At 55.5% G+C, this 12,692-nt stretch carries 7 protein-coding genes; 6 read left to right on the plus strand and 1 reads right to left on the minus strand.

The features are described from left to right. The first annotated feature begins 1 nt into the window (after position 1). The 6 genes from AC07SU_RS14470 to AC07SU_RS14495 all read left to right on the plus strand — a co-directional run bounded on the left by AC07SU_RS14470 (position 2) and on the right by AC07SU_RS14495 (position 11,571). Positions 2-9,481 (plus strand): two-partner secretion domain-containing protein, encoded by a 9,480-nt coding sequence (locus AC07SU_RS14470; protein ID WP_494997393.1) that lies wholly within the window; start codon positions 2-4, stop codon positions 9,479-9,481. Continuing rightward, on the plus strand, positions 9,456-9,773 hold the full coding sequence (locus AC07SU_RS14475) for a hypothetical protein (protein ID WP_494997394.1): 318 nt from the start codon (positions 9,456-9,458) through the stop codon (positions 9,771-9,773). Before AC07SU_RS14470 ends, AC07SU_RS14475 begins: the two co-directional genes overlap by 26 nt. A 549-nt stretch (positions 9,774-10,322) precedes the next feature. After that, entirely contained in the window at positions 10,323-10,640 is a 318-nt protein-coding gene (locus AC07SU_RS14480) for a hypothetical protein (protein ID WP_176998597.1), read from the plus strand. Between the two features lie 98 nt (positions 10,641-10,738). Continuing rightward, on the plus strand, positions 10,739-11,002 hold the full coding sequence (locus AC07SU_RS14485; RefSeq protein WP_494997395.1) for a hypothetical protein: 264 nt from the start codon (positions 10,739-10,741) through the stop codon (positions 11,000-11,002). A gap of 8 nt (positions 11,003-11,010) precedes the next feature. Next, positions 11,011-11,313: a hypothetical protein gene (locus AC07SU_RS14490; protein ID WP_494997396.1), complete on the plus strand. Its 303-nt coding sequence runs from the start codon at positions 11,011-11,013 to the stop codon at positions 11,311-11,313. A gap of 18 nt (positions 11,314-11,331) precedes the next feature. Beyond that, positions 11,332-11,571, plus strand: coding sequence for a hypothetical protein (locus tag AC07SU_RS14495; RefSeq protein WP_494997397.1), 240 nt, complete (start codon positions 11,332-11,334; stop codon positions 11,569-11,571). A 158-nt stretch (positions 11,572-11,729) separates the two neighbouring features. Here AC07SU_RS14495 and AC07SU_RS14500 read toward each other — a convergent pair whose 3' ends face one another. After that, the gene (locus AC07SU_RS14500; RefSeq protein ID WP_176998601.1) at positions 11,730-12,629 is read right to left on the minus strand and encodes a LysR substrate-binding domain-containing protein; all 900 of its coding nucleotides are present in this window, start codon (positions 12,627-12,629) and stop codon (positions 11,730-11,732) included. Between the last annotated feature and the right edge of the window lie 63 nt (positions 12,630-12,692).

The following is a 12,692-nucleotide window of genomic DNA, read 5'->3' on the forward strand; positions in this document are numbered from 1 at the left end:
CATGGACGTTCGCCAGTTCGCCTTCCTTGCGCGCCAACCTTCTGCGGCCCTGAAAAACCGCTCCAGCTTCCTCGGGCTGCCTAAACGCGGGTTGGCATTGGTGCTGGCCAACGCCATGTTCTGGCAACCGTTGTTGGCGCAGGCGGACGGCATTGTGGTCAGCGCACCCGGCACCAGCCTGGGCCAGGCGGCGAATGGCGTGCCCATCGTCAATATCGCCGCGCCCAATGCCAGCGGGCTGTCGCACAACCAGTTCAAGGACTACAACGTCGGCGCCAACGGGCTCATTCTCAACAACGCGACGAATCGCACCGAGTCCACGCAGTTGGGCGGGATCATCCTTGGCAACTCGAACCTTAACGGTCGCGCCGCCAGCACCATCCTCAATGAAGTCAACGGCGGCAGTCCGAGCCAGCTACGCGGCTACACCGAAGTGGCGGGGCAGTCGGCTCATGTGATCGTTGCCAACCCCTACGGCATCACTTGCAACGGTTGCGGCTTTATCAACACCCCACAGGCGACGCTGACCACGGGTAAGGCGGTTATCGAGAACGGCCAGGTCGGTCGCTATCAGGTCGATCAAGGCAGTGTTTCCATCGAAGGCGCCGGGCTTAACGCCAACAATATAGACCGCTTCGAAATCATTACCCGCTCGGCGAAGTTGAATGCCGAGATCCAGGCCAAGAACCTGACGATCATCGCCGGCGCCAACGACGTCGAAGCCAAGACCCTCGAGACTACGGCGCGTGCCGCTGACCCGGCGACCGCCCCTCAACTGGCCATCGACTCTTCGGCGTTGGGCGGTATGTACGCCGGCGCAATCAAGCTGGTCAGCAGCGAAGCTGGCGTGGGGGTAAAGCTCGACGGCAAGATGCTCGCCAGTGGCGGCGACATGCAACTGGATGCCAATGGTCACCTGAGCCTGGTGGAAACCTCGGCGACCGGTGCCGTCAACGTCAAGGCAGCAAGCATGGAAGCCAAAGGGCCGGTCTACGCTGGCACCACCCTTGATGTAAAAACCCAAGGTGACCTGACCAGTCAGAATAACCTGGTCGCCCAAGATCGCATCACGCTCGCTGCCGGCGGCCAATTGACCAACAACGGCATTATCGAGGCCGGGGTCAATCCCGATAACACCCGCAACACTAACGCCGATATCAGCCTAAGCGCACAGAGCCTCAACAATGCTGGCAAGCACATCATTGCCAGCCGTGACCTCGATATCACTGCGACACAAACCCTGAACAATCAGGGCGGGACGCTAACCGGCCAACGGCAAACGACGGTCACGGCTGGCACCTTGGATAACCAAAACAAGGGACGGGTATTCAGCGCAGCGCAACTCAAGCTGGCCGCTGGCACGGTACTCAATGGGCAGGGCGGCCTGATCAACAGCGTCGGCCCGCTCACGGCGACCATCGGTCATTTGAATAACACCGGTGGCGAGGTGTCCAGCAAGGGTGACACCACTTTGACTCTGGGCACGATGGACAACCTCACCGGTGTGGTGATGGCTGAAAACGCCTTGATCGTGACGGCCACAGGCGCGCTGAACAACCAGACTGGCCTGATCTCTGGTTGGCAGGGGCTTACGGTCAATGGCTCAAGCCTTGATAACCGCAACAACGGTACCGTCTCCAGTCGACAGGGCGATGTGAGTGTCACGCTCAGCGGTGCGTTGCTCAATAACCATGCCGGCGCGGTGGTCAGCCAGAAGGCTCTGACTGTCCAGGCCGATAGCCTCGACAATAGCGACCAAGGCGTGCTGTCCAGCGCGGCCGGGCAGCGTTTGACCGTCAATGGCTTGCTGAGTAACACACTGGACGGCTCGATCACCAGCGGCGCCGAATTGACGCTGCAAGCGATGGCACTGAACAACAGTGGGACGGTCAATGCCGCTGATGGACTGACGTTTACCGGCACCGACCTCGACAACAGCCACGGTACCTTCAGTGGCAAATCCGGCATTACCCTTGATCTGCTCGGTACCCTGACAAATACCAGTGGCAAGCTGTCCAGCGTCGGGCCGCTGCGGGTTCAGCGCAGTGCGCAAATCAACAACCAGAACGGCGAAATCAACAGCCAGGGTTTGTTGAGCTTGCTGACCGGTGGTTTGGACAATAGCCAGAAAGGCACCATTGGTGCTGATGACATGTTGCTGGTCAATGCCAGCGGAGCACTGGACAACAGCGTGGGCGGCCTGATTGGAAGTCGCGCTGGCGACTTGCGCATCGATGCTGCTCGCCTGAGCAATGGCAAAGGGTCGCTGCAGGGCAAGGGGGCGGTGAACCTGACGGTTACCGGCGATATCGATAACCAAAGCGGTACGGTGATCGCGCAGGAAGGCGATCTGACTGTGAAAGCTGCCGATCTCGACAACCGTGGCGGCACGCTGTCCAGCGTTAAAGGTGCGCTGGAAACTCACCTCGCCGGTGTTCTGAAAAACGGCTACGACCTGAGCACTAACAGCCAGGGTGGCACGCTCCAGGCCCAACGCCTGATGCTCAACGCGCTCGCGGGCATCAACAACAACGGTGGCCGCATCGCTGCCCTGGCCGGCGACGCGGTGCTTGATGTCGGCCCCCTGGGCAACATCGATAACCGCAATGGTGGGATCGCTGCCGGCAACCTGTTGCAGGTCACCGGTAATCATCTTGATAACAGTGGTGACCAGGGTGGAAAAATCAGTGGCAACCAGATCAGCTTCGATCTCCAGGGCAAGCTGAACAACCGCGAAGGCATCATCGAAAGCGGCAGCACCCTGTCAACCGCAGCGGCGAGTCTGGATAACCAGAATGGCCAGCTGCGCGCGCTGGGCAAGAGCTCAAAAACCGTCTTCGCCATTGGCGGTCTGCTTGATAACAGCAATGGCACTCTGGAAACAGCCAATACTGATCTGGGGCTCAATGCCGGTAGTTTCCAGAACCAAGGCGGCAATGTGCTGCACGTGGGCACAGGGATCTTCGGCATCTCCATGGCCAACCTCAACGATGTTGGCGGCCAGTTGGTCACGCACGGCAACCTGACCCTGGATGGCGACAGTTGGACTAACAGCAGTTCATTGCAAGCCAATCACCTGACTGTCAATGTCAACCACCTGACCCAGACGGCAACCGGGCAACTGTTGTCCACAGGAGGCTTGGATGGCCGGGGTATCAATTGGACCAACGACGGTCAGATCGGCACAGACGGCAGCGCAACGCTCGACCTGAGCGGCAGTTACGGCGGCAAAGGTCGCCTGAGCAGTGCAGGTGCTCTCGATCTGCATGCTGCGCTGATCAATCTGGACGCTGCCGGCAGTATCGCCGGGGGCGGGGCCAGCACCGTCAGGGTGGATGGCTTGCTGAACAACTACGGCCGGGTAACGTCGGCTGCCGACATGACCGTGAATGCGGCGGGCATCAATAACTACGGCACCCTGGGTAGCGCGCAAAAGCTCACTGTCACTACCGCTGCGTTGGTCAACGACCATGGCTTGATCTTCAGTGGCGCCGATATGGGCTTGCGGGTTGACTCCTTAAATAACCTGGGTGCCAGTGTCTACAGCCTGGGCAATTTGAGTATTGATCGCGACGGTCAAGGCGCGCTGGCCAGCAGCATCGTCAACAGCTCTGGCTCGATTCAGAGCGACGGCAGCATGAGCCTGGCTGCGAGCACGATCCAAAACGTGCGAACGGTATTGACCACCAACAACCAGGGGATTTACACCGCATCGATTGGCGAAATCCAATGCATCGAGGGATACAACGCCGGGGACTGCAGCGGTAAGCGCAATCACGTCTGGCAAATCATCCAGCGCGACAAGTTCGAAGTGACACAGGCCAGTGCTGCATCGAGTATCACGGCAGGCACAAACCTGGCGATCCGGGGCGGCGACTTGCTCAACAGTAGCAGTACTATCGCAGCAGGCGGCGCTTTGAGCGCGACTGTTACCAATCTGGTCAACAGTGGCATTGAGACCGGTGAAACAGAAACGTCGCGTACGTTCATGTCGGAACGTACCAAAAACGCGGGTGGCCTGTACGCATCGGCTGCGTCTTTCAATAACTATTATTCGGTTCAAGGTGCAGGCTACAACCCCAATAATCTGGGTGGTTTGCTGGGCGCGATGAGTGGTTTTATCGGGCTCACCGAGATTGAGCTGGGCCAATTCCGGACCACTCGTAAAATTGCCGCTAGCGATCAGACTTATGCCGCAGTCATCCAGGCGGGTGGAGCGGTCAGCGTCAATACCCAGAACGGTATTACCAGCAGTGTCGTACGCCCGAGCTATACCTATGTCGGCGCCGGCCCCCGCACCGACAACCTTGCCCCAGCCAACACATTCTCGACGCGTATCACGGTCAACCAGCAGTTGCCCCCCGACCTGGCACATCAACAGGTAAACCCTGTCAGCCTACCGGGCTTCTCACTGCCTGTCGGCGAGAACGGCCTGTTCCGCTTGAGTGGACAGACCAGTACGTCCCATCAATCCTCGGTACATGTGCCGGGTCTGCCCGATACCTCCGTACGGTCCAACCCACAGAAATACCTGATCGAAACCAACCCGGCACTGACCGACCTCAAGCAGTTCATGAGCTCGGATTATCTGTTGTCGAAACTCGGCTACAACCCGGACGAAAGCGCCAAGCGGCTGGGGGATGGTTTCTATGAGCAAAAACTGATCCAGCAGGCCGTGACCGCCCGCACGGGCCAGCGTTTCATCGACGGCCAGACTTCCGATGATGGCATGTTCAAGTTCCTGATGAACAACGCCGTTGCGAGCAAAGACGCGTTGAATCTGCAGTTGGGGGTGTCCCTGACTTCAGAGCAGGTTGCGGCCCTGACCCATGACATTGTCTGGATGGAAAACGCGACGGTAAACGGTGAGCAGGTCCTGGTGCCGGTGCTGTACATGGCCAACGCGAATAACCGCCTGGCCGCCAACGGCGCATTGATTCAGGGCAGTGACGTAACCTTGATTGCCGGCAAGGAGTTAAACAATGCCGGCACCCTGCGTGCCAGCAACAACTTGTCGACCACGGCTGGAAGCGACTTGGTCAACAGCGGTTTGCTTGAAGCCAACAACCGCCTGACGGCCCTTGCGGGCAACAACCTCACCAACAAGGCGGGCGGGATCATCGCTGGGCGTGATGTGAGCATCACAGCCACGGGTGATGTGATCAACGAGCGCACGATCACGACTCATGAGAGCAGCACGGGCTACAAGAGCGAGCAGCGTGAGTTTGCTGACAATGCAGCGCGGATTGAAGCGAGCAACAACCTGGAGGTCAGTGCCGGGCGCGATATCAGCAACCGTGGCGGTGTGCTCAAAAGCGCGCAAGACACCACGCTCAAGGCTTCACGCGATGTGAATATCACCTCTGCCGAGCAAGTGGAGAGCAATACGCGGGGCGGCAGCCACAACGACAGGACGGTCACACAGAACGGCTCTAGCGTTACTGCTGGACGGGACCTTGTGATCGGCGCCGGGCGTGACTTGACTGCGGTGGCCAGTCAGATCGAGGCCAAGCGTGATGCGACGCTGTCTGCGGTGAACGATTTGACGCTGTCCTCGGCGGCAGATGAGCAGCATTCGTATGGCAAGACCAAGAAGGTCACTAGCCAGGAGGATCATACCCAGCAGGTGGCGACCCGTGTTTCCGCTGGCGGGAACGTTGTGTTGACGGCGGGCAACGACTTGGGTTTGACCGCCAGTAACGTCAGTGCGGGAAATGAGGCGTACCTGAGTGCTGGCGCTAATTTGACACTGCAGACTGCGGCCAATGAAGACTACAGCTTCTACAGCAAAGTCAAAAAAAGCTCGTCGGGTAAAAAGAGTCGACTGGATGAGGTTGCCAGTACCACCAACATGGCCAGCTCGGTCACCAGCGGGACGAACAGCACGCTGGTCGCTGGTAAGGATCTCCTTATCAAGGGCAGCGAGGTCGCCGCTGACAAAGGGGCCGCAAAGTTGGTTGCGGGTAATGATGTGCAGGTTGTTGCGGTCACTGACTCCAACAGTGCTCGGCATGAAAGCAGCAAGAGTAAAAGCAGCTGGGGTGGGCTGAAGTCGAGCAAGGTTCAGGACGCGGTTGCCGAGACGCAGACCGTAGCAAGGGGCAGCATTATCTCGGGTAATACCGTGGATGTAGCTGCTCTGCACGATGTCACGGTGAGAGGTTCCGGATTGGTCAGCACTCAGGACCTGAATGTGCGGGCCGGTCGTGACCTGGTGATTGATGCGGCTCAAAACACATTCACACACGACGAAATGCACAAGCAAAAAAATCGTGACCTGACCGGTGTGTTGACGGCCAATAACCTGGGCGTTGACGACATCACTGGCAACCAACATCTGTCCATCAGCAGCCAGAACCATACTGGCCGGTCGACCCAGACGACATTGACCGGCAGCACTATTGGTTCAAGCCAGGGCAATGTGGCGCTCACTGCCGGTCGTGAGTTGAGCGTCATTGCCAGTGATCTGGTCAGTACCAAGAACATGAGCCTGACGGGGGCCAACGTCAATATTGCGGCTGGTATGGAAAGCGCCAGCCAGAGCAGTACCGATAAGTCCAGCAGCCTGGCAGTGGGCCGAGTGGTAGGCGGCGCTGTAGTGGATACCTTCAATTCCATTCGTGGCGCCATCCAGGCGGCAAACAATGCCGACGATCCCAAGCTCAAGGCAGTGAAGATGGCGCAAGCAGCGCTGGCTGCCTATAACCTGAACGGCATGGGGGATTCGGTTTCCGGGAGTATCAAGGATTACGCCAATAACAAAGGCAGTTCGTCCAGCAATGGCTCACTGATAAAAATCGGTACTGAAACGGCGCTGACTCACAGCAAAAGCACTAGCGACTATGCAAGCCAGACGGCCAAGCAGAGTTCGCTCAATGTGGGGCAGGCTCTTTCGATCGAGGCCACGGGAAAGGCACCGGGCACGCTGGGTGACATTCACGTCATCGGTAGCAGCCTGAAGGCGGCCGATACCGCGTTGACCGCCAAGAACAACATCATTCTGGAAAGCGCGCAGAACACCGCCGGTTGGGCAAACAACAACTCCAATAACAGAACGGCCATAGGCGCCAGCTTCAATATTGGTCAGCAGAACGGTTTTACCATCGACCTTGGCGCCCAGATCGCCAAGGGCATGGGGACCGGTAGTTCGGTCACCCAGGTCAATACCACGCTGGATAGTGGTGTGTTGACTTTGCATAGCGGTAAAGACACCACCCTTGACGGCGCGCAGGTGCGAGCCAAAAAGATTGATGCGCTGGTTGAAGGCAACCTGAATATCACTTCGCGCCAGGACTCTGAAACCGAGAAGACAAAGCAAGGCAGTGCGGGCGTGGGCGCCAGTATCTGCATTCCGCCGATCTGTTATGGCGCCCCGGTGACGGCATCGGCAAGCCTTTCCGCCGGCAACATGAAAAGTAACTACCAGGCTGTCACAGAACAGAGCGGTCTGTTTGCGGGCAATGGTGGTTACAACATCGTTGTTGGCGCCAACACCACGCTAAAAGGGGCAGTGATTGCCAGTGATGCGACGGCCGACAAAAACCTGCTCAGCACTGACCGATTGATCACCAGCGACATCAAGAACAAGAGCGAAATCAAGAGTACCTCTGCCAGTGTGAGCGGTTCCGCGAGCTATGGCGGTTCGGGTGGGTCGGCTGCTGCCTTGGGCGGGCTGTTCGGCATGTCGCTCAATGAGTCCGACAGTAGCAAGACTCGAAGCGCGGTCAGCGAAGGCACGATTATCGTGCGTAACGCTGAAGGGGCCAATGACCTGATTGGTCTGAATCGTGACACCGCCAACGCCAACGAAAAGCTTGATCGGCCGGACAAAAAGGCGATGGAAGAGCGCATGGAGCTGATTCGCAGTTCTGTGGCGTTGGTCAACGGCATCTCGGACGCAATTGCCACGGCTAAGATGAAGGCCGCTCAAGATTCGAACAGTGATGAATCGAAGGCAGCACGTCAGCAACTGCTGGAGAAGGGCAATGCCAATCCTACTCCCGATCAGATCGCCCAGCAGGTCAGTCAGAACTATGGCGTAGGTAGCAGCTTCAAGAAAGCGGCTCAGGCGGTGAGTGCTGTTGTACAGGGAGTGTTGGGCGGAAATATTGCTGGAGCGTTGGCGGGCGCTGCTGCACCGTATGTGGCTGAAAAAATCAAGCAGGCCACCGGGGATGACGATGCTGCGAACCTGATGGCGCATGCCGTTTGGGGAGCGGTACTTGCTAAAGCTCAAGGTAACTCTGCGTTGGCCGGCGCTGCGGGAGCAGGTATTGGTGAATACATTGCCAAGCAACTGTACCCGAATACGCCTCGTGATCAATTGACCGAGTCGGAAAAACAAACGATATCGGCACTCTCTACATTGGCCGGTGGGTTGGCTGGTGGATTGGCTGCTGGTGGCTTGGACAATGCAATTGCTGCCGCTGGCACCGCGAAAAATGCGGTAGAGAACAATCAGCTGAGCGTGATCGACGGCCTCTCTCTTGAAAAAATGCGACTGGAGTACAACGCGTCATGCGTGGGGGTTACGTCAACAGAATGCGCACAACTCGGGGCCGATATTGAGGCTCTGTTCAAGAAGGCCCAAAGCATACTTAAAGAAGAGCCCCTCAGCTTGGCAAGTGATGCGACATGGGACTCCAAGCAGGAGCACAAGCCTGGCGACATCGTCATGTGCAAGACATCTTTTACCTCGTTCTGTGTCGTCACAGACCAATTTGTCAAAACCGCTGACGGTGTTGAGTGGTATCTGAAGCCGGCAACTGTCGATCAGGCATTAGAGGGTAGGGCGAATCAGGAAAAGCTGACAGCTGATATGAAAGCATCGCTTCAGAAGGTCGCTGCTGATTCCTTCAGTGAAGGCTGTGGTGGGATGGGGCTAATTGGGATTGGATGCCAGCTTTCGATGGGGTTTGGTACCACCAACCCGATTACAGACACGAAGGCGACCACTGGCGAGCGAATTGCTTTTTTTGCGCAAGCGTTGCTGAATATAGTAGGGCTGAAAGCAGCGGTTGGTAGTGCGGGGGTAAAAGATACACTCGCCGGGGCGGGTGGTAACTGGAACGTTTTAGATGAGGCTTTTAGCCCTAATGTTGTGAAACAGACGACACCTACTGCTTGTGGAGCTGCTTGTGGGGAAATGCTTCTGAAAGATCGGGGAGTTTTGGCTTCTCAGATTGATCTGGGGACGGAACTAACCTCAATGAATTCGTTGGCAAACAAGCTGAACGGAGTTAGCTCTGGATGGGTCGGAAACGCAGTGGATACATCCAGCTTTTACGCGCTTAATAAAACGGGCTCTTGGAGCGCTATGATGTGGGATTCAGGGAGCAGAGTAGGACACTGGGTTGTTGTTAATGGTGTTGATGATGCAGGGCGTGTAATTGTCAGGGATCCTTTCAATGGGACTCAGTATAAAATGGATGTTGACAAGTTCAAGGAGGTCTGGAATGGGCATTCTGTCTACAAGCAGTAGTCTTGATGTTAAGTCAATTTTTTACTGCGGAGATACATGTGAAATTGTCTACGTATTTGAAGTTGATGGCGTTGATATCAGTTTTGAAGGGAAGCTGCGAAAGAATGGTGATATCAAAGGCATCGAATATGGCGACAAGCTGGAAAGTTTTTTAATGGATTTTATGCCGGTTGATCGTGCTGTATCAAAAAAACTATCTCTACTAACCTGGCGCTACGTAGAAGGTGAAAGCATCGAGTTTCCTGTCTCTTTAATATCGAGTAGCGCTAACGTAACTATTGTACCGAAGTGATTATGGAACCAGTTTGGTTGCCTGGCTCTAGGTAACGATCAAGTATGGATGACGCTTTCTAAAAATCGCTCGTATGCTGCGGATTCTAAGCGTTAAATGTACGGTGACTTCAAAGCACCTAGAGCTGACTATTTCTGTCTCCTTTTCCTACGGATCATTGATTCCCCCTGCTTTGACAAGCCAGCCCAACCCGACTAACTTTCCTGGCGTGACGCATTCATGCGACCCACGCTATGCAGCAATCCTATTTCTGCGCCACATTTCGTCGTGGCCCCGGTGCGTCTAACAGCCAGCAAATGACTGTTAATCATTGGGTCCCTGGTTCGAGTCCACGTCGGGAAGCCAGACAGAGAAAGTCCTACAGAAGATGCATGCTTTGTTTGCCTTGAACTTCGCACCCGGGGCTCGGCCGCTCATTACGGTCTTAAGGATGCGCTACAATTTTGAATGAGGCGGCTTCTGGCTTGAGTATGATAAAACTCTACGATTCAGTCTGCCCGAATTTAACATCGAGTTTATAGTTGGCCTGAGCAAAAAATAAGGAATTTTATGCAAGTTGACCAGTTTTGTGATGAAATTAAGTCATTGTTGGATGATTTTATGTTGGAGCGCTCGTCGTTTGCCAATGGAGAGTTTGGGGACCTTGAAAGAGTTGAGTTGGAAGGTCTGAACAAACTCGTAACCGTCGATTTTTGGTCTAAGGGGTGGATTGCTATCGATGTTTATGACTGCCCGAGTGAGCAGCAGATAATGAATGTGCTACTGTCCCCAGAGGAGGTAGGTTTTGTTTCTGAAGCGTTTGACAGGCTTATGAATATATTAGTGGCATCAAAGGGTAAGATTATCCATTTGAATTTGTTTGGTTGAAGGGTCGTAGCACTAAAAATACTTGTGTTTTTTAGAAGGTGCGAGAGATATGTGACAGTGTTTTATACTCCAACTCAACGCGCTAGAAAGGGGGCAGCATGATTGATTCGATAACCGGCCAAAAAATATTACTGATCGAACACCCTACGTATGGTCCCTATGTTCGCGTGTCGAGCTACGAAGACAGTATGGGTCTTGAAGACTTGCTAGATGACAAGTATTACGTACCTTACTGGATCGGCAAGCCCAAAGACTTACAGTTTCTCGGAGGGGCTGAGTACTATTTTGGCCCGGTGGTAGATGTGGAAAAGCTGCAAGCAATACTTGACTTGATCGATTCGGATTATCGCGAACTAAAATAGGGGGGCGTATGATTCACAGTGTGTCTGGTAATCGGGTTCTTGTATGTGTAGATCTGACATATGGACCTTATTTTGAAATGGTGGCAGACGCTGAGCCGCTTTGGTTAGAGGTTATCCTTCAGGGACGATTTTATATTCCTTATTGGGTCGTTAAGAAAAAGTCTGAAGAAACCCCTACGAAGTTGGCTTATCATTTCGGTGCTGCTGCTGATCCAGAAAAATTACAAAAAGTTTTAGATATGATTGATTTTGAAAGAAAATCTATCTTTCAAGGTGGCGGCATTGTATTGCGTTGGCCAGGGAAATGTTAGCAGTTGGGAGCGAAGTCTATGCAGAGAATTAATTGCATCAATGGAAGTGAAGCAGTGATGCTGCTTATTATCGAGCCCTGGGCTGAAGAATACCTGATTAAGCCTGGAGCGTCAGTTGACATTGTTGGGCAAGGAGGGTGTTTTGAAACGGGATTCGAGGTGGAGCATGTTGATAAAGGTATGATTGTCTATGGCTGGGAAGGATCTATAGTCTCTGTCTTTTCGAATGGAGAAATAGTTGAGCCTGGTTTTCAATAGTAATGGGTCATGATAGTTGTCCGGCGCGACTAACTTTCGTGTTCCAAGTGCGCTAGCAATTAGCAAGTTCGGGTTAGAGCGCCTCAGTACTTTTTAAGCACCTGCGTCCCAGAAGACGTATCACCAGAGGTTTCAACGAGATTTCAGCCGCACTCTATTCAGAGCCCCTCCAACGCCCGCCACAACTTCCTCATCGTCGGGTTCTGATTCTCCACCGCGCAATACGAGCGAATCTCCAACCGCGTACTCCATTCCTCCCCACCGGCCCTTACCAACACCCCACGCTCCAATTCATCCACCACCGCACTCTGCGGCAGCCACGCCACGCCATAGCCCTCGATGGCCATGCGCATCAACAACATCGCCATATCCGCCTCATAACAGCGTTCCAGCACAACGGGTGACGGCCCGTTCTTGATCACGATTTCAGCCACACGCCCCAAAAAAGTCGTCGCGGTGTACGCCAAATGCGGCACCGGTTTGCCGGCCGTTCCGGGCAAGCGGTACAGCGGTCGACCGCGTTTATCCGGGGCGCACAGCGGAATAAAAGCATCGTGCCCCAAAGCCAGGCTGCCGAAGCGTTGCGGGTCGAGCAGGATCGGCGCCAGCGGGTGGTGGTAGACGATCATCAGGTCGCAGCTGCCTTCCTCCAGCGCGATCACCGCGTCATGAATATTGGCGGCCACCACGCGCGCATTGAACTGCTCCGTCTGGCGCTGGAACTGCGCCAGCCATTTGGGCAGGAAGGTCATCGACAGGCTGTGCCCCGCCGTCACCTGGATCGAGCGCCCGGGCATGCGTTCCACTTCGCGCAGGCTGGCGCGCAGGCGCATCAAGCCGGCGAGGGCGTCGCGGCTTTCGGTGCAGAAGGCTTGGCCGGCGGCGGTGAGTTGCACCGGGTAGGTGCCACGGTCGACCAGTTCGGCGCCCACCCATTCTTCCAGTGAGCGGATGCGCCGCGACAACGCCGATTGGGTCACGCACCGCACTTCGGCGGCGCGGGAGAAATTCTTCCACTCGGCGATGGCTAAGAGGTCGTCCAACCATTTGATCTGCATGCCCGGTCTCCAGGGTGTGAGCCGTGAGTGTATGCCGCCGCACCCAGGCCAGGCGCGGCTTTT

This window comes from Pseudomonas sp. GW821-FHT05H12 (genome assembly GCF_059419385.1).

Coding starts and splice junctions, on each gene's coding strand:
- AC07SU_RS14470 (WP_494997393.1), top strand. CDS start 2: ATGGACGTTCGCCAGTTCGCCTTCCTTGCGCGCCAACCTTCTGCGGCC.
- AC07SU_RS14475 (WP_494997394.1), top strand. CDS start 9,456: ATGGGCATTCTGTCTACAAGCAGTAGTCTTGATGTTAAGTCAATTTTT.
- AC07SU_RS14480 (WP_176998597.1), top strand. CDS start 10,323: ATGCAAGTTGACCAGTTTTGTGATGAAATTAAGTCATTGTTGGATGAT.
- AC07SU_RS14485 (WP_494997395.1), top strand. CDS start 10,739: ATGATTGATTCGATAACCGGCCAAAAAATATTACTGATCGAACACCCT.
- AC07SU_RS14490 (WP_494997396.1), top strand. CDS start 11,011: ATGATTCACAGTGTGTCTGGTAATCGGGTTCTTGTATGTGTAGATCTG.
- AC07SU_RS14495 (WP_494997397.1), top strand. CDS start 11,332: ATGCAGAGAATTAATTGCATCAATGGAAGTGAAGCAGTGATGCTGCTT.
- AC07SU_RS14500 (WP_176998601.1), bottom strand. CDS start 12,629: ATGCAGATCAAATGGTTGGACGACCTCTTAGCCATCGCCGAGTGGAAG.